The sequence below is a fragment of the Lactobacillus sp. WILCCON 0149 genome, assembly GCF_057197965.1.
The window spans coordinates 1,654,692-1,674,075 of sequence record NZ_JBUBHO010000001.1 but is presented as its reverse complement, the minus strand read 5'-3'; the positions used below and the strand labels follow the sequence as shown (position 1 = coordinate 1,674,075).

Annotated in this window: 19 protein-coding genes; 18 read left to right on the top strand and 1 reads right to left on the bottom strand. The window is 51.4% G+C overall.

What is annotated here, in order from left to right; translation table 11 throughout:
* The first annotated feature begins 3 nt into the window (after window positions 1–3).
* Window positions 4–489, top strand: coding sequence for a tRNA (adenosine(37)-N6)-threonylcarbamoyltransferase complex ATPase subunit type 1 TsaE (gene tsaE, locus ACYVUV_RS07710; protein ID WP_439775352.1), 486 nt, complete (start codon window positions 4–6; stop codon window positions 487–489).
* Window positions 490–554: 65 nt separating this feature from the next.
* Here the strand turns inward: tsaE and ACYVUV_RS07705 are convergent, their stop codons facing one another.
* Window positions 555–1,088 (bottom strand): 3'-5' exonuclease, encoded by a 534-nt coding sequence (locus ACYVUV_RS07705; RefSeq protein ID WP_439775360.1) that lies wholly within the window; start codon window positions 1,086–1,088, stop codon window positions 555–557.
* A gap of 124 nt (window positions 1,089–1,212) precedes the next feature.
* Between ACYVUV_RS07705 and murB the strand changes: the two genes are divergently transcribed.
* The 17 genes from murB to ACYVUV_RS07620 all read left to right on the top strand — a co-directional run bounded on the left by murB (window position 1,213) and on the right by ACYVUV_RS07620 (window position 19,370).
* On the top strand, window positions 1,213–2,106 hold the full coding sequence (murB, locus tag ACYVUV_RS07700; protein ID WP_439775351.1) for a UDP-N-acetylmuramate dehydrogenase: 894 nt from the start codon (window positions 1,213–1,215) through the stop codon (window positions 2,104–2,106).
* Between the two features lie 46 nt (window positions 2,107–2,152).
* Complete coding sequence (locus tag ACYVUV_RS07695) at window positions 2,153–3,241, top strand: ABC transporter ATP-binding protein (protein ID WP_439775350.1); 1,089 nt, start codon at window positions 2,153–2,155, stop codon at window positions 3,239–3,241.
* Window positions 3,242–3,243: 2 nt separating this feature from the next.
* Complete coding sequence (locus ACYVUV_RS07690) at window positions 3,244–4,056, top strand: ABC transporter permease (RefSeq protein WP_484499235.1); 813 nt, start codon at window positions 3,244–3,246, stop codon at window positions 4,054–4,056.
* Window positions 4,053–4,856, top strand: coding sequence for an ABC transporter permease (locus tag ACYVUV_RS07685; RefSeq protein ID WP_439775348.1), 804 nt, complete (start codon window positions 4,053–4,055; stop codon window positions 4,854–4,856). The genes ACYVUV_RS07690 and ACYVUV_RS07685 overlap by 4 nt, the downstream gene beginning before the upstream one ends.
* On the top strand, window positions 4,853–5,935 hold the full coding sequence (locus ACYVUV_RS07680; protein ID WP_439775347.1) for an ABC transporter substrate-binding protein: 1,083 nt from the start codon (window positions 4,853–4,855) through the stop codon (window positions 5,933–5,935). The genes ACYVUV_RS07685 and ACYVUV_RS07680 overlap by 4 nt, the downstream gene beginning before the upstream one ends.
* Before the next feature lie 31 nt (window positions 5,936–5,966).
* Window positions 5,967–6,806 carry a diadenylate cyclase CdaA gene (cdaA, locus tag ACYVUV_RS07675; protein ID WP_270447548.1) on the top strand — a complete coding sequence of 280 codons (840 nt, stop codon included), beginning with the start codon at window positions 5,967–5,969 and terminating at the stop codon, window positions 6,804–6,806.
* Window positions 6,806–7,756, top strand: coding sequence for a CdaR family protein (locus tag ACYVUV_RS07670; protein ID WP_439775346.1), 951 nt, complete (start codon window positions 6,806–6,808; stop codon window positions 7,754–7,756). Before cdaA ends, ACYVUV_RS07670 begins: the two co-directional genes overlap by 1 nt.
* Window positions 7,757–7,781: 25 nt before the next feature.
* Entirely contained in the window at window positions 7,782–9,134 is a 1,353-nt protein-coding gene (gene glmM, locus ACYVUV_RS07665; RefSeq protein ID WP_439775345.1) for a phosphoglucosamine mutase, read from the top strand.
* 150 nt (window positions 9,135–9,284) lie between these two features.
* Window positions 9,285–10,097 (top strand): Cof-type HAD-IIB family hydrolase, encoded by an 813-nt coding sequence (locus ACYVUV_RS07660; protein WP_439775344.1) that lies wholly within the window; start codon window positions 9,285–9,287, stop codon window positions 10,095–10,097.
* A gap of 52 nt (window positions 10,098–10,149) precedes the next feature.
* Complete coding sequence (locus tag ACYVUV_RS07655; protein ID WP_439775343.1) at window positions 10,150–11,118, top strand: serine hydrolase domain-containing protein; 969 nt, start codon at window positions 10,150–10,152, stop codon at window positions 11,116–11,118.
* A gap of 79 nt (window positions 11,119–11,197) precedes the next feature.
* Window positions 11,198–11,641, top strand: a complete 444-nt coding sequence (locus ACYVUV_RS07650) for a CopY/TcrY family copper transport repressor (RefSeq protein WP_439775342.1) — start codon at window positions 11,198–11,200, stop codon at window positions 11,639–11,641.
* Window positions 11,635–12,009 (top strand): cupredoxin domain-containing protein, encoded by a 375-nt coding sequence (locus ACYVUV_RS07645; protein ID WP_439775341.1) that lies wholly within the window; start codon window positions 11,635–11,637, stop codon window positions 12,007–12,009. Before ACYVUV_RS07650 ends, ACYVUV_RS07645 begins: the two co-directional genes overlap by 7 nt.
* The gene (locus ACYVUV_RS07640) at window positions 12,009–13,925 is read left to right on the top strand and encodes a copper-translocating P-type ATPase (RefSeq protein ID WP_439775340.1); all 1,917 of its coding nucleotides are present in this window, start codon (window positions 12,009–12,011) and stop codon (window positions 13,923–13,925) included. Before ACYVUV_RS07645 ends, ACYVUV_RS07640 begins: the two co-directional genes overlap by 1 nt.
* Window positions 13,926–14,065: 140 nt before the next feature.
* Entirely contained in the window at window positions 14,066–14,452 is a 387-nt protein-coding gene (locus ACYVUV_RS07635) for a fluoride efflux transporter FluC (protein WP_439775339.1), read from the top strand.
* Window positions 14,453–14,456: 4 nt separating this feature from the next.
* Window positions 14,457–14,816 (top strand): fluoride efflux transporter CrcB, encoded by a 360-nt coding sequence (gene crcB, locus ACYVUV_RS07630; protein ID WP_439775338.1) that lies wholly within the window; start codon window positions 14,457–14,459, stop codon window positions 14,814–14,816.
* Window positions 14,813–15,568, top strand: a complete 756-nt coding sequence (locus ACYVUV_RS07625) for a hypothetical protein (protein ID WP_439775337.1) — start codon at window positions 14,813–14,815, stop codon at window positions 15,566–15,568. Before crcB ends, ACYVUV_RS07625 begins: the two co-directional genes overlap by 4 nt.
* Window positions 15,569–15,794: 226 nt before the next feature.
* Window positions 15,795–19,370 carry a GGDEF domain-containing protein gene (locus ACYVUV_RS07620; RefSeq protein ID WP_439775336.1) on the top strand — a complete coding sequence of 1,192 codons (3,576 nt, stop codon included), beginning with the start codon at window positions 15,795–15,797 and terminating at the stop codon, window positions 19,368–19,370.
* Window positions 19,371–19,384: the final 14 nt, after the last annotated feature.

Here is a 19,384-nt window from a genome sequence, read left to right as displayed (position 1 = left end):
CAGATGACAGAATTAGCAATCAATTCCGCTGCTGACATGCAGGCTTTTGGCGCCGCTCTGGCCCAAAGTGCCCAGCCCCACGACCTTTTGCTCTTAAAAGGGGACCTGGGGGCCGGCAAGACCACGATGACCCAAGGCTTTGGCCGGGCTCTGGGGATTAAGCGGCCAGTCAAGAGCCCGACCTTTACCCTGGTTCGGGAATACCGGGAAGGGAAGCTGCCCCTTTTTCACATGGACTTTTACCGGCTGGAAGGCGATGACCTGGCTTCAATCGACTTAAATGACTACCTGGCTGAAGAAGGCGTGGTCATCATCGAATGGCCCCAGGTGATCCAGGCTGACCTGCCCAGCGACTTTTTGGAGCTGGTTTTGACCCGGGTTGACGACTCCTGGGATTCAACCAAGCGCTTGGTTGAGCTCGTCCCGCACGGGCAAAGAGCGGCTGCCTGGGCAGAAAGCGCCTGCCGTCTTTACCAGGAAAAGCAGTAAAGAAAAAACAAAAAGCAAATACAAAAGCAAAAATGGACCAGCTTGCTGCTGATCCATTTTTTTGCCTAGACTTGGTAGACAAATTTCTTCAAAAGCTCGCTGCCCCGTTTTTCCTCTTCTTTTAAGAGGATGCCGGCGCAGGCTTCGCTGTCGCTTAAGGCGTTATGGTGGTGCCAAAGCTCAACGCCTAAAAGGTCAGAGACAGTGTTGAGCTGGTAGTTTTCCAGGCCTGGCTCCAGCTCCCGGCTGACCTTGAGGCTGTCTAACACCAGGTAGTGGGGCTCGGCAATCCCGTAGCGGGCCAGGGACTGCTTCATCACATTGCAGTCAAAGCGGGCATTGTGGGCCGCCACCAGCATCCCCGGCTGGAAAAGAGGCTGGATCTTGGGCCAGACCTCGGCCATGGTCGGCGCCCCTGCCACGTCTTCCGCGGTAATATCGTGCACCTTGACCTGCTGGGCGTCAAAGGCCATCTGGGGATTGATGACCGTGTAGAAGCGGTCGATAATCTTGCTGCCTCGCACTAGAACCAGGGCTAAAGAGCAGGCGCTGGCCGGGTGTTGGTTGGCAGTTTCAAAGTCCATGGCGACGAAATTCATCATTTGTAAAAGCCTCCGTTTGAACATAAGTCAAATTAAGCCAAGCAAACTTGGTCCAAGCTAGTATAACACAGCGTGAATGCGGTAAAATATCAAAAGGAAGATTTAGAGGAGGCAATTTTAATTGAAGCTGTATGATTTAAAAGCGCAAGGACTTGATTTGCAAGAAAACATTCCTTTGAGCCGCTATACTTTTACCCAAACCGGGGGACCGGCTGAATACCTGGCTTTCCCAAAGAATTTGGCAGAGCTGCAAGGGGCCCTGGCCGCGGCCAAGGAAGACCAGCTGCCGGTTACGGTAATTGGCAACGCGTCTAACTTGATCATCCGCGACAAGGGGATCAGGGGCCTGGTTTTGATCTTGACGGAAATGAAAGAGATCAAGGTCGAAGCTAATAAGGTCCACGCCCAAGCCGGGGCCAGAATCATCGATACCTCTTTCGCGGCAGGGAATGCCGGCCTGTCTGGCCTGGAATTTGCCGCGGGGATTCCCGGCTCAGTTGGCGGAGCCGTCTTCATGAACGCTGGGGCTTATGGCGGTGAAACCAAAGACTGCCTGGAAAGCGCCACGGTTGTGACCAGAGACGGTGAGGTCAAGACCTACACGAACTCCGAGTTGCATTTTTCTTACCGGCACTCCCTTTTGCAGGAAAATGATGAAATCGTCATTGAGGCAACTTTTGCCTTAAAGGCAGGTGACAAGCTTGCAATCTTGGACCAGATGAACTACTTGAACGCTCTCAGAAGCTACAAGCAGCCACTGGAATATCCATCCTGCGGCTCAGTCTTCAAGCGGCCAACCGGTCACTTTGTCGGTCCGATGATCATCAAGGCTGGCCTGCAGGGCAAGCAGATCGGCGGGGCCCAGGTGTCGACCAAGCATGCCGGCTTTATCGTCAACAAGGGCGGAGCCACGGCAACCGACTATCTCAATTTGATTCACTATATTCAAAAGACGATTAAGGAAAAAGACGGGATTGCTTTGCAAACCGAAGTCCGCATCATTGGCGAGGAATAATGGATTAGAATAGAAGATAAAAGAAAAAGAAAAACAGGAACAGCAAATGGAAATTATTAAGTTAGATCACATCACCAAGCAGTATGATGATGGCTTTGTAGCCTTGAAGGACATCAACCTTGAGCTTGAGTCCGGCAAGTTCTACTCTTTGCTGGGGCCATCAGGTTCAGGCAAAACGACGATTTTGCGGATTATTGCCGGCTTTACGGAAGCATCAGCCGGCAAGGTCTATTTTGACGGCCAGGATATTACCAATCTTGACGCTTCAAAGCGGCATATCAATACGGTTTTTCAGAATTATGCTCTTTTTCCGCATTTGAATGTCTATGAAAACGTTGCTTTTGCCTTGAAACTGCGCCGGCGGCCGGAAAGCGAAATCCGGGAAAAGGTCAAAGATGCCTTGCATACTGTCCGCCTGGATGGTTATGCCAACCGGGAAATTTCCGAACTTTCCGGTGGCCAGCAGCAGCGGGTGGCGATCGCCCGGGCGATCATCAATGAACCTAAGGTGCTGCTTTTGGACGAGTGCCTGTCAGCCTTGGACAAGCGCCTTAGAAAAGAAATGCAGTTTGAACTCCGGGCTATCCAGAAGAAACTGGGGATCACCTTTATTTTTGTCACTCACGACCAGGAAGAAGCACTGGCTATGAGTGATGAAATTTTCGTCTTAAACGACGGGGAGATCCAGCAGAGCGGGACGCCGGTGGACATTTACGACGAACCAGTCAATGACTTCGTTGCCCGCTTCATCGGGGACTCCAACATTTTGTCTGGCCGGATGATCCGGGACTTTGCCGTGGAATTTGCCGGCAAGAATTTTGAATGTGCCGACGCCGGGATCACCCCTGGGGAAAAAGTTGAAGTCGTCCTGCGGCCAGAAGATCTGGACATTACGGAGCCAGCCGCTGGCAAACTGCTGGTGACAGTGCAGAGCCAGCTTTTCTTGGGCGACCACTTTGAAATCAAGGCTGTTGGCCAGGACGGCTTTGAATGGCTGATCCATTCCACCAACGGTGTCCAGATCGGCCAGGAAGTCGGCATCTTCTTTGATCCGGAAGACATCCACGTCATGCGGCTGGGCGAAACCGAAGAAGAATTCGATGCCCGCCTGGAAACTTATGAAGGTGAGGACTAGCGATGAAAAAGAACCGGCTTTTGTTTCTTTTGCCTTACCTGCTTTGGATCGGCCTCTTTGTGATTGCCCCGCTGGTCCTCATCTTGGGCTATTCACTGACTGATGCTCATAGCCATTTGACCCTGCAGAATTTCAGTGCCTTTTTCTCTAATGGCACTTTTTTGCGGATGATGGCTAATTCCTTTTGGTATGCCCTCTTGATCACCTTTATCTGTCTGCTGGTCTCTTATCCGACAGCCCTGGTTTTGACCAGGCTGAAAAACCAGCAGTTCTGGCTGATGCTGATCATTTTGCCGACCTGGATCAACCTTTTGCTCAAGGCTTATGCCTTTATCGGGATTTTTTCCCGAAGCGGGATGGTCAACCAGTTTCTCGGACTCTTTGGCATTGGCCTGGTAGGAATCATGTTTACCGACTTCGCCTTTATTTTCGTGGCGACCTATATCGAAATTCCCTTCATGGTCATGCCTATCTACAACTCGCTGAAGGAAATTGACCCGGCTCTTTTAAGCGCCAGCTCAGACCTGGGGGCCAATTTCTGGCAGACCTTCCGCTATGTGATCTGGCCTTTATCCTGGCCGGGCGTTGAATCTGGCATCCAGGCCATCTTCATCCCGTCTCTGTCCCTCTTCATGCTGACCCGCTTGATCGGGGGCAACCGGGTGATCACCCTGGGTACGGCAGTTGAGGAGTATTTCCTGACGACGATGAACTGGAATATGGGGGCGACTATCGGGGTAATCTTGATTGCCTTGATGTCAATTGTGATGCTGCTGACTTCGCGCAAGCAGCACAAGAAGGAAATTGAATTATGAAAAAGACCATTTGGGGCAGGGTGTACTTTGGCCTGGTGCTGCTGATCCTCTACCTGCCGATTTTCTACCTGATCTACTTTTCTTTCTCCAGCGGTTCCAGCATGGACCATTTCCGCCATTTTACCTGGGAGCACTACCAGACCTTGTTTGCTGACAAACGGCTTTTGGCCATCTTGCTGGAGACGATCATGCTGGCTCTTTTGTCCAGCCTGGCGGCAACTATTTTGGGGACTTTTGGGGCCATTGCCATCCAGCGCAGCAAGGAGGCTTCCCGCAAGGTCCTCCTGTCTTTGAACAATATCTTGATCGTCTCACCCGACGTTATTATCGGGGCCAGCTTCCTGATCCTCTTTACCGCCTTGGGCTTCAGTCTGGGCTTTGCCTCCGTCTTGCTCAGCCACATCGCTTTTTCCGTACCGATCGTGGTTTTGATGGTTCTGCCCAAGTTGAAGGAAATGGACAATTCCCTGGTTGACGCGGCCCGGGACCTGGGGGCAAACAACTACCAAGTCTTCAGCCAGGTCCTCCTGCCGGCCCTTACGCCGGGGATTTTGTCGGGCTTCTTCATGGCCTTGACCTACTCCTTGGATGACTTTGCGGTTACTTTCTTCGTGACCGGGAACGGCTTTACCACTTTGTCTGTTGAAATCTACTCCCGGGCCCGGCAGGGGATTGACCTGGAAGTAAATGCCTTGAGCACGATTATCTTCTTGTTTGTCCTGCTTTTAGTCGGGGTCTACTATTTCCTGGCCAAGCGGCAAGGCAAGAAGGCTAATAAGCTGGGAGGGCTGCTGCGATGAAAAAAATACTTTCCGCGGCCCTGGCCATCCTCTTGGTCAGCTTCGGCCTTTTCCTGGGGGCGCAGAAATTGGACAGTTCCAGCGGCGGCTCCGCGTCAAGCAAGAAAGACTTGATCATTTACAACTGGGGTGACTATATTGACCCGGACCTAATCACCAAGTTTGAAAAGCAGACCGGCTACCATGTCATCTATGAGACCTTCGATTCCAATGAAGCCATGTACACCAAGATCAAGCAAGGCGGGACGGCTTATGATTTGGCCGTGCCGTCTGATTACATGATCACCAAGTTGCGCCGGGACAATCTTTTAGACAAGATTGATACCAGCCGCTTGAGCAATTTTAAGTACATCGGCAAGGAATTTTTGCACAAGTCCTTTGACGAAAAGAATGAGTACTCAGTCCCTTACTTCTGGGGCACCTTGGGTATCGTCTACAATGACCGCTATATCAAAGAAGGTGAGATCAAGACATGGAATGACCTCTGGAAGAAAAAGTACCGGGATCAGATCCTGCTGGTTGACTCAGCCCGCGATATCATGGGCATGGCCTTGGTTTCCATGGGTTATTCCATGAACGACACTAATTCTGCCCACCTTAAGGCAGCTAAGGCCAAGCTGGACAAAATTGGCAAGAACGTCAAGGCAATCGTGGCTGATGAACTGAAGATGTACATGGTGCAAAATGAAGCCTGGATTGGGGTCACTTACTCCGGGGAAGCCGCCACGATGATGAACCAAGATTCACATATTCACTATGTAGTACCGGCCCAAGGTTCCAACTTGTGGTTTGACAACATCGTCATCCCTAAGACTTGCAAGAATAAGGAAGCAGCTTATAAGTTCATCAACTTCATGCTGGATCCGAAAAACGCGGCGCAAAATGCTGAATACATCGGCTACTCGACCCCGAATACCGCGGCTCAGAAGCTATTGCCAAAATCCGTCCGGGAAGATGCACAGTTCTACCCGCCAATGTCGACAATCAAGAATTTGGAAGTTTATCGGGATCTGCCAAGCAGCAAGGTGCAGGAATACAATGACCTCTTCCTGGAGTTCAAGATGTATGCCCGCAATTAGTTGACAGAAGAATGTAGAAAGGGAGAATTTTATGCAGTTTGATTTTGCAAGTCTGTGGACCTGGCATACCTTGTCGGTGGTTCTGGACGTCTTGATCACCTGGTATTTTATTTACCACTTGACCCTTTTGATCAAGGGGACCAAGGCAGTCCAGCTGGCCAACGGGATCATTTTGATCATGGTAGCCAGGGTCTTGGCCGGTTGGGCCCAGCTGACGACCGTTACTTTTATTTTGGACCAGATCGTTTCCTGGTCAGTCATCGGGATCATCGTCATCTTCCAGCCGGAAATCCGCCGGGGTCTGGAGCGCCTGGGCCGGGTCTCCCTGTTCTCTGATTCGGAAAACAGCGAGCGCGAGCAGCAGGAGAAGCTGGTCAAGGAGCTGGACAAGGCGATCCAGTACATGTCCAAGCGCCGGATCGGGGCCTTGATTACCCTGGAGCAAAAGACCGGCCTGGAAGAATATGTGGAAACAGGGATCAAGCTTGATGCTCTGGTTACCGGGGAATTGCTGATCAACATCTTCATCCCCAACACGCCTTTGCACGACGGGGCGGTCATCATCAAAAATAACCGGGTTCAAGTAGCTTCAGCCTACCTGCCCCTGTCTGACAATGCCATGATTCCCAAGAGTCTGGGGACCAGACACCGGGCAGCTGTCGGGATTTCTGAAGTAACCGATGCCATCACTGTGGTCGTTTCTGAAGAAACGGGTGGGGTGACCATCACCAGAAACGGCCAGTTCATGGTTGACCTCAGCCAGCAGGAATACCTCAAGTACCTGCGGGCCGAACTGGTCACTGAAGAAAAGAAGAAGCAGCCATGGCCAATCCGCCTGGCCCGGGGCATCTGGAACTGGGGGGATAAATAATGCACAAACTGATTGAGCAAAAATGGTTTTACAAGCTTTTTTCCCTGCTTTTGGCCATCGTCTTGGTTGCCTTCGTTGACAATACCCAGGTCAACACCAGCAACCAGACCAAGGTCCAGGAAACGGCCAGCACTGAGCAGAGCCTGAAGATGGCCCTGCAAGTGTCAGTGGACGCTGACAAATACTATGTCACCGGTTATCCTTCTAAGATCAAGGTGACCTTGGAAGGGCCCAATGCCCTGGTTACTTCTGCTGTCAACACCCAGAATTTCCGGGTCTACATTGACCTAAGCAAGCTGGGCGTCGGCAGCCACCAGGTCCCGGTCAAGGTCAGCGGCCTGCCCAGCCAGGTTTCCTACAAATTGTCGCAGAAAAGCGTGAAGGTCAACATTCAAAAGAGAAAGTCCCGCACTTTGCCGGTCCAAATAGGTTATAATAAGAATGCTGTTGCTCAAGGCTATGACATCGGCACGCCGACAGTCAGCCCGGAGACGGTTGAAGTCACCGGGGCCCAGAGCGAAGTGAAAGCGATCGACCACGTGCAGGCCCAGCTGGTCGTGCCGAACGGCAGCACCGAAACGGTGCGGCGGAATGTTCTCTTGGCGGCATATGACGCCAAGGGCCACCAGCTCAACGTGGTGATCAGTCCGGCAACGGCCCGGGTAACCCTGCCTTTGTCGGTTTCTAAGAAGACGGTTAAGCTGAAGCTGAATGCCAGTCATGGCTCAAGCAAGAAAGTTTACTCCTTGACTGCCAAAGAGGAAAAAGTTACCCTCTATGGGCAAAAGGAAGCCCTAAAGAAGATCAGTTCCCTGACTTTGGACGTTGATCTGACTAATATCAAGTCTTCGGTCACCAAGTCCTTCCGCCTGCCAGTTCCAAGCGGGGTTGCCTGGGTTTCGCCAGGCAGCGTGGACGTCCAGATCGAAGTCAGCGATTCGAACAACTAGAAATTAAAGAAAGGTTCTTTGCAACATGCTTAAATATTTTGGTACTGACGGTGTTCGCGGTGAAGCCAACAAGGTTTTGACCCCGGAAATGGCCTTTAAATTGGGCCGGATGGGTGGCTATGTGCTGACCAAGGAAAAGGAAGACGGCGGTCAGGCCCGGGTGCTGGTTTCAAGAGATACCCGGATTTCCGGTGAAATGCTGGAATACGCCTTGATTTCCGGTCTTCTGTCAGTCGGCATCGAAGTTCTGGAATGCGGAGTCATGACCACTCCAGGCCTGTCCTATCTGGTCCGGGCTCAAGGGGCTGATGCCGGCGTGCAGATTTCCGCTTCTCACAACCCAGTTGAAGACAACGGGATCAAGTTCTTTGGCAGCGATGGCTTGAAATTGTCTGATGCCAAGGAAGAAGAAATCGAAGAACTGATCGATGCCAAGCAGGACATGCTCCCGCGGCCATCAGCCAACGGCCTGGGCACGGTAACCGACTTCCGCGATGGCAGCAACAAGTACATCCAGTTCTTGGAAAACACTATTCCTGAAGATTTGAGCGGGATCAAGGTCGTGATCGACGGGGCCAACGGGGCAGCCAGTGCCTTCATCTCCCGTTTGTTTGCTGACCTGGATGTTGACTTTACCACTATTTCAACCCACCCGAACGGGTTGAACATCAACGACCACTGCGGGGCAACCCACACTGAGCATCTGCAAGAAGAAGTAGTCAAGCAGGGTGCCCAACTGGGCTTGGCCTTTGACGGGGATGCTGACCGCTGCATCGCGGTTGACGAAAACGGCAACGAAGTCGACGGCGACCACATCATGTACGTGATCGGCTCCTACTTGGCTGACCACGGCCGCTTGAAGAAGGATACGATCGTCACGACCGTCATGAGCAACCTGGGCTTCACCAAGGCCTTAGAGCGCCGGGGGATCAAGAATGTCCGCACCCAAGTCGGCGACCGCTACGTTTCTGAAGAAATGCGGGCCAACGGCTACAGCCTGGGCGGGGAACAATCCGGCCACGTGATCATCAGCGACTACCACAACACTGGTGACGGGATGCTGACTGGGATCCACTTGATGCTGGTGATGAAGAAGACTGGCAAGTCCTTGACTGAACTTTTGGCCGACTTCAAGGAATACCCGCAAGTTTTGGTTAATGTTCCAGTTAAGGACAAGAACAGCTGGAAGGACCACCAGGCAGTTGTCGATGCTATTGACTCAGTTGAAAAGGACATGGCTGGCGACGGCCGGGTTCTGGTTCGCCCTTCAGGTACTCAGGAACTGCTCCGGGTCATGGCTGAAGGCCCAACCCAGGAAATCACCCAGGAATACGTTGACCGGATCGTCAAGGTAGTTACGGCTGAAATGGGCGAATAAAAAGAAGCAAGTTAAGAAGCTGTAAAGCTGAGAACAAGGAAAGTTCAAATTGAGCTTTCCTTTTCTTTTGGATGGATTTTTTCTTTTTTTACGGGAAAAATTCTGCAATAATTAAGTAAGAATAGGCTTTGGACTACATAGGAGGAAAATATGGCGATTAAAATGCTGGCCATCGACTTGGATGGCACCCTGCTGACAGACAGCAAGACGATTTTGCCAGGGACTTACAAGGCTCTGCAGGAAGCAAAAGCAGCCGGGATCAAGATTGTGCTGACTTCCGGCCGGCCCCTGTCAGGCATTAAGGGCTACGCGGAAGAATTGGGCTTAAGCGGCAGTGAAGAGTACGCGATCCTCTTCAACGGGGCCGTGGTGCAAAACCTGGACGGCCGGGTCTTGATCAGTCACGAATTGGATTTTGGCGACTTCAATACCCTGCTTCATATGCAGCGGCTCAGCGACGTCAACCTGGATTTTGAAACTCCAGAGCGTTTTTATACCTTGGACAAGAAGATTTCCATCCGCATGCAGGTCGACGGGGCGGAAACCAAGAACCAGCTTTGGATTCAAGACAGAAGCGACTTCAAGAAGGACTTTACCTTTGCCAAGGCGGTCTATCAGTGCGATGACCCAGACCAAGTTGATCGCCTGTGGAACCGGCTGCCAGACTGGTTCTTCCAGACTTACGCGGTTGTCCGCAGCTGGCCGGAAGTCGTTGAAGTCGGGTCACTGGCCGCTTCAAAAGGCTACGCCGTCAGCGAACTGGCCTCAAGACTGGGCCTTTCGGACAGTGAAGTCATGATTTTCGGTGACCAGGGCAACGACCGGTCCATGTTTGAAATTCCAGACTTCAAGCGGGTAGCCATGGGCAATGCCATCGACGAGATCAAGGACCTGGCTGACTACGTTACCGACACCAACGAACGCGACGGGATTGCCAAGGCCCTGCGGAAATTAGTTCTATAAGAGAAAAGGACAGATCTGCGGATCTGCCTTTTTTCTTTTTCAGGAGGAAAAAATGACTACAGCAGAAATTGAAGAGAAAATTACCGGTATTTTTAAAGAGGCGGTTGGGCAAAAAATCGTAAATGGGGTCTCCTATGCCATAGTTGACCAGGAAAGGCTCAGCCAGCACTACCTGGGCCAGGCTGAGCCAGGCCAGCTTTACGACCTGGCTTCTTTGACCAAGGTAGTGGGGACGGCCAGCGGGATCTTTAAAGAAATAGATGAGGGGAAAATCAGCTTGAAGGACCGGGTAGGAGACTTTTTCCCGGCGGCTTTTCCGTTTGTTACAGTAAAAGACCTGCTTTTGCACACCAGCGGCTTGCCGGCAGACTTGGACAATGTCTGGCAGTACCAAAGCCCGGGGGAGGTCTGGCAGGCGGTATTAGCCACTAAGCCTCTTTATTTGCCCGGCCAGGAGTCAGTTTATTCCGACCTCAACTTCATTATCTTGGGCAAAATCCTGGAGCAGGTCAGCGGGCAAAACTTGAGCAGCTTTTTGCGGGAGGAAATTTTTGCCCCATTGGGCATGCGGGAGACCGGCTTTTTGCTCAAAGGAAAAAGAGACCGCTTTGTCAAAACTGAGATAACTAAGGAAAGAGGACAGGTCTGGGGGACCGTCCATGACGAAACCGCCTGGCAGCTGGGCGGGGTAGCAGGCCACGCGGGCCTGTTTTCAACGCTGGATGACTTGGCCTGCTTCAGCCAGGCATATTTGACGACGGATAGTCCGCTTGTTGCCAGTTTGTTTGACTATGATTGCTTTGAGCGGACCCTGGCCTGGATCCGCTGGCAAAAAGGCCGCCGCTTTCTCTGGCATACCGGCTTTACTGGACCTGGATTAGGCTTTGATTTTGAAAATGGGCGGGCTCTGGTTATTTTGGCCAGCTCCGTTTACCCTAAGCGGGGCAATGAGGCCTGGCTGCTGGCCCGCCGGCAGGCCGCCAAGACTTTTTTCGCCTGCGGCTACCGGGAAGGAAATTAAGAGTAAATTGTTGACAAATGTAAACATGAGAGTAGAATAGTTTTTGTAAAGGTTACAGATGTAAACAAGGAGGAAGAAGATGGAAGAGGAATGCCGGATTTCAGCTGCTGAATGGCAAGTCATGCGGGTGGTTTGGACCCTGGGCCAGGCCAATAGCAGCCAGATTATCGATCAGCTGGAGGCAAAATGTGCCTGGAGCCCGTCAACGGTCAAAACTTTGCTACGGCGCTTGGAAAAGAAGGGCTTTTTGCAGGTTGACCGGCAGGAACGCCGCTTCGTATACCGGGCGGCTAAAGCAGAAGGCGAAGCCATGCATGAGAGCTTGACGGCGGAATTTGCCGCTATGTGCGACATGCATAAGGGAGAAATGCTTCTGCGCTTGCTGGACGACCTGCCTTTAAGCAAAAGCGACCTTGAGGCAATTGCCAAAAAGGCGGCCGAAAAGGCGAAGACAGCTCCGGAAAAAGTTGAATGCAATTGTTTAAGTACTTGTGAGCATATGGAAGGTGGACAGGAATGTTAGTTAATGTGTTAGTAGTCTTGGGTGCGGCAGCTTTGATCGGCTTGATTGCCTGGTGGTTTTTCGGCAATTTCCAACAGAGCAGCCAGCAGGCAGATCTTGCAAATGGCCGCCAAGAAGGCCAGGTAGTCGTCAAGGGCGGCTATGAGCCGGAAGTTCTCTATTTAAAAAAGGGCGTGCCGGCGGAAGTAACTTTTAAGATGGAAGACAAGACAGCCTGCCTCAGTCACGTGGTCTTTTCTTCTTTAGGCGTGGATAAGGACTTGAGCAAGGAAAAGCTGACCAAGGTCCAAATCCCGACTGACAAGGCCGGGGAAATTGGCTATGCCTGCGGCATGGATATGTTTCATGGAAAGATCGTGGTTAAATAATGGAATTAACTAATTGGCGCCGCTTTTGGCTGTCTCTGATATTGTCGCTCCCGATGCTGGTCCAGATGCTTTTGATGGTCTGGGGGATCATGCTGCCAGGGGTCAAGACTTATTCGCTGATCGCCACCAGCTTGATCATGCTGGTCGCGGCTGGGCCCTACATCCAAAGCGCCTGGGCAGCTTTTAAGCGCCACCAGGCCAACATGAACAGCTTGATCGCCATTGGCACCAGCGTGACGTATTTTTACAGTCTTTTTGCCTACTTCACCGGCCGGCCGGTCTACTTTGAAAGTGCGGCTTTTATCTTGATTTTCGTTTTGCTGGGGGATGCCCTGGAAGAAAAAATGCATGACCGGGCAGCAGCTTCACTCAATAAGCTGCTGGAACTGCAGGCCAGCGAAGCCGAGGTCAAGCGGGGAGATGACTTTGTCAAGCTTCCTCTGGACCAGGTCAAGGCCGGCGACATAATCAAGGTGCGGCCGGGCGGCAAGGTGCCGGTTGACGGCCGCCTGCTTTCCGGGCAAAGCAGCGTCAACGAAGCCATGGTGACCGGGGAAAGCATGCCGGTTGAGAAAAAGCCGGGCGACAAGGTGATTGGGGCAACTATCAACGGCAGCGGCAGCTTCTTGATGGAAGCTGAGCAGGTCGGGGAAGAGACCATGCTGGCCCAGATCGTCCAGGTGGTCAAGCAGGCCCAGAACTCCCGGGCCCCGATTCAGAAACTGACTGACAAGGTAGCCAATTACTTTGTGCCGGCGGTTTTGATCACCAGCATCCTGGCTTTTGCCATTTGGCAAGTCTTCAGTCCGGTAGGGCCAGTCCAGGCCATGCTCTACGCTGTTTCCGTTATCGTGATTGCCTGTCCCTGTGCCTTGGGCCTGGCCACGCCGACGGCCTTGATGGTGGCCAGCGGCCGCAGCGCCCGGATGGGCGTCTTGATCAAGGACGGGGAAATTTTGGAAGCAGCGGCTAAAATTAAGACCATTGTTTTTGACAAAACCGGGACTTTGACGGTTGGCCAGCCAAAGGTGGTTGACCAGGTGGGGGATAAGGAAAGCCTCAGCCTGGCGGCTAGTCTGGAAGCAAATTCTGAACACCCCTTGGCCCAGGCCATCGTAAATAGTGCTAAAGAAGCCGGCCAGTCCCTTTTGCCGGTCAGTGATTTTTCAGCTGAAGAAGGCAGGGGCGTGGAAGGCAAAGTCGCTGGACACTTAGTTAAGGTCGGCCGGGCTGACTATGTCAGAGCCTCAGAAGCTTGGGTGAAGCAGGCAGACGGCTTGGCTGAAGCTGGCAAGACGGTGGTTTTTGTCCAAAAAGATGCTGCCGTCATTGGCCTCTTGGCCTTGCAAGATGCTCCCCGCCCAGAAGCCAAAGCTGTCTTGGGTGAGCTCAAAAAGCGCGGAATCAAGACGGTGATGCTGACTGGTGACAACCAGCAGCTGGCGGAAAAAATTGGCCGGCAGCTGGGCGTTGGCCAGGTCGAAGCTGGCCTTTTGCCAGGAGAAAAGGCTGACCGCTTGGCCAAATTGAAAGAAGAAGGGCCAGTAGCCTTTGTCGGCGACGGGATCAACGACGCTCCGGCTCTGTCACTAGCTGACGTTGGCATTGCCATGGGCAGCGGGACTGATGTGGCTAAAGAAGCCGGCGGCATTGTTCTAATGACCAGCAGCCTGACTGGGGTCTTGCGGGCACTTGACTTGTCTAAAAAGACCTTTACCCGGATCAAGCTAAACCTCTTCTGGGCTTTGATCTACAATTTGATTGGGATTCCAGTTGCTGCCGGCCTCTTCTCCTTTATTGGGGTCAGTCTCAGTCCAGAAATGGCTGCTTTGGCCATGGCCTTCAGTTCAGTATCAGTCCTGCTTTCGTCACTGATGCTGAACTGGAGCAAGATTGCCGGGAATGGCAATAGATAATCTGCAAAATAGCAAAAAGCTTTTATAGCCTTAAAAGTGGAAACGCCAGCCAGGCGCTTCCATTTTTTGTTTGCCTTTGAAGCGCTTTCTGATGTAATCTAGTAATTAGTGCGTTATTACGATGCAAGATGAGGTGGACAATGGATGCAGCAAAAAATTATCTTAGCGTGGCTTTTTTTGCCTTTTTCGGCGGCCTGGCCCGCTATGGCTTAACAGCAGCATTTTCTTTTTATGGGACGGTGATTGCCAACCTTTCAGGCTGCTTTCTGCTGGCCTTTCTGACCTACTTTTTCTTGAAAAAATCAAGCGCGCGGGCTTGGCTGACAACGGGCCTGGGAACGGGCTTTGTCGGAGCCTTTACGACTTTTTCCAGCTTTAACCTGGATGCCTTCAAGCTCTTGATCGGCGGACAGAATCTGGGGGCCTTGGTCTACTTCATCGGCACGATCGCGGTCGGTTTCCTTTTTGCTTGGTTAGGCAAAAAGGCGGCCAACTTTGCCGCAGACAAACTTTTGGAAAGGAGGTAACAAGATGATTTTCGCGGTTGGATTTGGGGCCAGCCTGGGGGCGGTAGCCCGCTACGGCTTGACCTGTTACGGCAAGAAGCACTGGATGAAGGGAACGGCTTTTCCTTGGCCGACGCTTGTGATCAACTTGACGGGTGCCTTTTTGCTGGGCCTGGCCTTTGCCCGGCAGCTGCCAGTGGTTGTCTACGCTTTTCTGGGCACCGGCGTTTTGGGCGGCTTTACGACTTTTTCTACCTTGAACACGGAAATGGTCTCTTTGGCTGAAAATGGGCAAAAGCGCGTCCTTAAGCGCTACCTGTTGGCCAGTTACCTGGGCGGGGCTGTCCTTTTGACTTGCGGATATTATCTTGGAAGCCTGCTATGAAAAAAAGTCAACAAATACTGCGCAAAAGCCTGTGCACCCTGGCTGCCATAGTCTCCCTGGTGGCTCTGTTGAGCAGCCCCGTTACTTTTAAAATGGATGAGACCAAGGACTATGCTTCCAGCTTGATTGACACTTTTGCTAACCAAAGCGATGGCAGTGCCATGTCGATCGCGGCTAAAGCAGCGGTTGAATCGGGCTTGAAGGAAGATCTGGTCGCCCAATTGCCAGACAAGGTAGAGATCAGTGAGTCCTATCTCAGCCTTTACCGGCTGGTTTCCCGCTACCGGGAAAACAAGCAGCTGAAGTCCAGCGACTTGAAGCTGCCAGCTAAAAACAAGGTCCAGCTTTTTATGGATGATTTGATCCTTTACCTGGTCAACAGCGAACTCAAGGTGCATGAAGGAGAATTGCAGCAGATTACCCAGATCTACCAGCTTTCCTTATGGATCATCTGCGTCCTGTATTTGCTTGGCGTGGCCCTGCTGTTTTTTAACCGCTATCTGTCCTGGCTGCCATTTTTACTGGGGTCAGTCAGTGCCTTTGGCTTCCAGGTCTTTATCACGCATACCCTGACGGAAATGGTCCAGCAGGAAGTCTATTCCAAGATGTACTTTACCTACTCCTGGGGCAGCTGGGTTGGCTTTCTTTTGGCCCTGGTCCTGGCTGGCTATCTGCTTTACGCGGACATTTGCCGCTACCGGGCAAAAAAAGAGCCAAGCAAGGGTGCTGATCAAGAAGCCAAAAATGATTAAAATAGTTTTTTAAGCCAAGACGGACAGTCTTGGCTTTTTGTTTTTGCAGGAAAAATGATGTTTTACTTTGAAAGGGTGACTCTACTTGCTCTGGTATAACAACTTTTATATAATATAAAGAATAGGTTAATACTGGATAATCGATATTGCTTTAATTATAGCTTAATTTATGTTTAAAAATTAAAGGCTGATTTTGGCGGAAGCATCGGTTTTTAGGAGCGTATTTATGAGAAAAAATGATGAGCAGGCTGAGCTGGCTAGAATCGCTGAAAGCGAAGCTCCAATAGCACTTTATCAATTAAAGGATAACCATATTAAAGTCGTGGCCGTGTCCAAGGGCCTGGGCGAGCTCTATGGCCTGCCTGCAGCTGACCTCAAAAAAATGCTGGGCCAGGACCTCTTCGCGGGTCTTCATCCCGATGACCTGGCCTTGGTGCAGGCGGATTTTTCTTCCTTTGTCAAGCAGGAGACGGGCAGCTATGAAAAATTTTACCGGATCAAGCTGCCAGGGCAGAAGGAATATTCTCTCCTGCAGGCCCAAGGAAAGGTGGTCGAGCTTGACCAAGAGCCTGCCTTCATGGTCTGGTATACGGAAATGTCACCATCCCGCTTTCAGCAGCTGCTGGCTAGCGACCGGGTTATCCTGAAAGCAGGGAGAAATCAGGCTAAGCATCTGCGCGATGACTTGACCGGCCTGCCTAAGGCGGCCTACTTTTATGAGCTGGCTGAACAGGGTTGCCGGGAACTTTTTAAAAAGGGCAAGCAGCCGGTGATGCTGGCCTTCAATCTGATTGGCTTCAGCCACTTCAACCGCCGCTATTCCTATGTTGAAGGCAACCGCCTTCTGGCGGCCTTTGCTGATTTGCTTAGGCGAAATTTTGGAGAAGAATGTTGTGGTCATTTTACTGAAGACAATTTCTATGCTTTTACGGAGCATGAGAATCTTGAAGACCGGCTGGCTGCCTTTCTTAAAGAAAGCCGGCAAATCAATGGCGGCCGCAGCCTGTCAGTCCGTATCGGGATTTATGACGCTGGCAGCCTGGTTTATGAAGACATTAAAAAGGTCTGTGAATACGCCGCGGTGGCCTGCAACGACAACCGTAAGGACGTTAATGCCCATGTCGCTTATTTCACCAGCCAGAACCGGAAAAAACTGGAACTGGAGAACTACATCCTTTCCAACTTTGACCAAGCCTTGAAGGAAGGCTGGATTGAACCTTTCTACCAGCCAATCGTCCGTATTTTAAACGGGCAGAGCGGAAACTGGGAGGCCCTGGCCCGCTGGCGCAAACCGAATGGCGGGCTGCTGCTGAATGAGCAGTTTATTCCGATTCTGGATAAAGCAGGGGTATTGTATCAGCTGGACTTGTACATGGCTGACAAGGTGATTGCTGATCTGAAAAAGATGCAGGGAAAAGGCTACCTGGAAGTTGCTATTTCCCTCAACCTCTTCAGTTCAGAATTTGACCAGTGCAATATGGCTGAGGAGATCAGCCGGAAGGTGAAAGCAAGCGGCTTGTCACCGGAATTCATTGTCATTGAGATCAGCAATGACACCCGCAATCTCAATGCTGACAAGATCCGGGAACAGATCTACTTGTTTAAGGAAAAAGGTTTTTCCGTCTGGGTTGACAATTTTGGTGAAGGCTACTCCTCAATTGGCTTGATCAAGGACAATTCTCCTGTTTCCTGCATTAAGTTTGATGCAAGCTTTATCAAGGATCCCGACCAAAAGCGGTCAAAAACCGTTTTGAAGAAAATGGTTGAGCTGGCTGAAGAGCTGAGTATCGATACGATTGTCGAAGGGGTGGAAAATGCCGATCAATTGCTGGCCTTAAGGGAAATCGGCTGCGCCGCGGCCCAAGGCTACTATTTCGGCCAGCCACTGCCTTTTGACCAGGCGGTAAAGAAGTGGATCGAGGGTCCGGAAGCCAACATGGAACGCTTTAGCGAATCAGACTACTACAACAGCGTGGGCATGATGAGCCTGGAGCGGCCCCACTTCATGCAGGAAAGATACAACAGCGACTTGACCTTTGATGATCCAGACCCAGTTTTGGACCGCTACTTTAAGGGGACCCCGCTGGGCTTTTTGGAATACAGGGACGGCAAGCTCTATTACTTAAGAGGAAATGAAGGCTATACCCACTACTTGATCAGTTGCGGGTCAGTGACCAAAGAAGAAATGGAAGAGCACCCCTTCGCGACTGAGCTCAAATCAGTTGGCCCCCAATTTTTCAAGGACCTTAAGGGCTGGATTGATGAAGAATACTGGAAAAGCCACAAGACTGAGTGGCACTACAGCGTGCACAGCTATCCCAACAACCTTTACGTTGAGGGCTACCAGCGGATTCTGTCATACAATCCCCACACGGACGCTTATGCCTTGATTGATGTTCTGACCTCTTATAATGCCAACCAGGTTTACCATGACCCCGCCAGGGGCGATCTAGGGGTAACGGCCAACTTCAGCTTGAATGCCGACCAGTATCGGGACATGCCGATTCCTTTCATCATTTTGTCCCCAATCTACCGGGAAAAGAAGGTCGTTGACATGCAGTACATCTACGTCAACCAGGCCTACGCTGAAATCATGGACCAGAGCCGGGAAAAGCTGCTGGGCAACAAGATGTCTAATTTCGTCAAGCTGAAGCTAGATTTCTGGATTAAGGAGATTTTTGCTAGCGATGCTGGACAGATCCGGAAGGGCATCTTCCACTCAAAGACAGGACACTGGTATGAATACATTACAGCCAAGGCTTCGGTTCCTGGTACACGTTCTCTGGTCATGATCAATATTGACGAGCAAAAGCGCAGCGAGCGGGAGATTCAGCAAAAGCAGAATACCACCAATGAAATCGTTCAGCTCTCAGAAATCCTGAACGTTGAAAATGACCAGATGGAAACAGCTATCAACAAGGGGCTGGCCAAGCTGGGTCTGGACCTTGGGGCAGACCGGGTTGTCGTAATGGAAGGCGAAAATGACCTTGTCAAAAATACTTATTGCTGGAATCGGCCAGGCTTGAAATCTGCACAAAAGAGACAGCAGCAGATCAACTTGCCAGATCTGGATAGCCAGCTGCAAGAGCTGGTTGGTCAAGACAGCATGTTTTTGGCTGATCAAGCTGAAATTAGTCTGCGCTTTCCAGGAATTGTTGCGACCTATGATGATGATTACCAGTTAAAGAATGTTCTTTTGGCGCCGTTTTATGAGCGTGGCCGGATTCGCGGCACTGTTGTGGTGGAAAACCTCGATGCCGGCTTAAACATGGACTTCCACAACTTGATTGAACTGGCGGCTGACTTCGTTGGGGCCAAGGTCATGGGCTTGAACTTGGTACAGCAAAGAGATACTGACGTTTTGACCAAGCTGAATGACCGCCACCCTTACCTGGCCAAGCTGAACTACTACAAAAAATCGCAAGCCTCAAGAACCGTTGGCGTGGCTTTTATGGACTTGAATGGACTGAAAGAAGCCAATGACGAGCTAGGCCACGATGCCGGGGATGAACTGTTGATTTCGGCGGGCCAGATTATCAGCCAGGCTTTTGGCCGCGACCATGTTTACCGGGTCGGCGGGGATGAGTTCGTGGTTTTGGATGACCAGAGCAGCCGGATGGAATTTGAAGCCCACTGCGCGGCTTTTGAAAAGAGCATGACCGTGCCAGGGACACCGTCAATCTCAATTGGAGCCGAATGGTGTCCAGACTCTCACTACTTGCAAGAATCGGTCGAGAGAGCCGACCGGAAGATGCAGCGGCAGAAGAACGACTTCTATAAGTCACACAAGCGCTACCGCTGATATCGCCTGGGAGC

Coding starts and splice junctions, on each gene's coding strand:
- tsaE (WP_439775352.1), top strand. CDS start 4: ATGACAGAATTAGCAATCAATTCCGCTGCTGACATGCAGGCTTTTGGC.
- ACYVUV_RS07705 (WP_439775360.1), bottom strand. CDS start 1,088: ATGAATTTCGTCGCCATGGACTTTGAAACTGCCAACCAACACCCGGCC.
- ACYVUV_RS07695 (WP_439775350.1), top strand. CDS start 2,153: ATGGAAATTATTAAGTTAGATCACATCACCAAGCAGTATGATGATGGC.
- ACYVUV_RS07690 (WP_484499235.1), top strand. CDS start 3,244: ATGAAAAAGAACCGGCTTTTGTTTCTTTTGCCTTACCTGCTTTGGATC.
- ACYVUV_RS07685 (WP_439775348.1), top strand. CDS start 4,053: ATGAAAAAGACCATTTGGGGCAGGGTGTACTTTGGCCTGGTGCTGCTG.
- ACYVUV_RS07680 (WP_439775347.1), top strand. CDS start 4,853: ATGAAAAAAATACTTTCCGCGGCCCTGGCCATCCTCTTGGTCAGCTTC.
- cdaA (WP_270447548.1), top strand. CDS start 5,967: ATGCAGTTTGATTTTGCAAGTCTGTGGACCTGGCATACCTTGTCGGTG.
- ACYVUV_RS07670 (WP_439775346.1), top strand. CDS start 6,806: ATGCACAAACTGATTGAGCAAAAATGGTTTTACAAGCTTTTTTCCCTG.
- glmM (WP_439775345.1), top strand. CDS start 7,782: ATGCTTAAATATTTTGGTACTGACGGTGTTCGCGGTGAAGCCAACAAG.
- ACYVUV_RS07660 (WP_439775344.1), top strand. CDS start 9,285: ATGGCGATTAAAATGCTGGCCATCGACTTGGATGGCACCCTGCTGACA.
- ACYVUV_RS07655 (WP_439775343.1), top strand. CDS start 10,150: ATGACTACAGCAGAAATTGAAGAGAAAATTACCGGTATTTTTAAAGAG.
- ACYVUV_RS07650 (WP_439775342.1), top strand. CDS start 11,198: ATGGAAGAGGAATGCCGGATTTCAGCTGCTGAATGGCAAGTCATGCGG.
- ACYVUV_RS07645 (WP_439775341.1), top strand. CDS start 11,635: ATGTTAGTTAATGTGTTAGTAGTCTTGGGTGCGGCAGCTTTGATCGGC.
- ACYVUV_RS07640 (WP_439775340.1), top strand. CDS start 12,009: ATGGAATTAACTAATTGGCGCCGCTTTTGGCTGTCTCTGATATTGTCG.
- ACYVUV_RS07635 (WP_439775339.1), top strand. CDS start 14,066: ATGGATGCAGCAAAAAATTATCTTAGCGTGGCTTTTTTTGCCTTTTTC.
- crcB (WP_439775338.1), top strand. CDS start 14,457: ATGATTTTCGCGGTTGGATTTGGGGCCAGCCTGGGGGCGGTAGCCCGC.
- ACYVUV_RS07625 (WP_439775337.1), top strand. CDS start 14,813: ATGAAAAAAAGTCAACAAATACTGCGCAAAAGCCTGTGCACCCTGGCT.
- ACYVUV_RS07620 (WP_439775336.1), top strand. CDS start 15,795: ATGAGAAAAAATGATGAGCAGGCTGAGCTGGCTAGAATCGCTGAAAGC.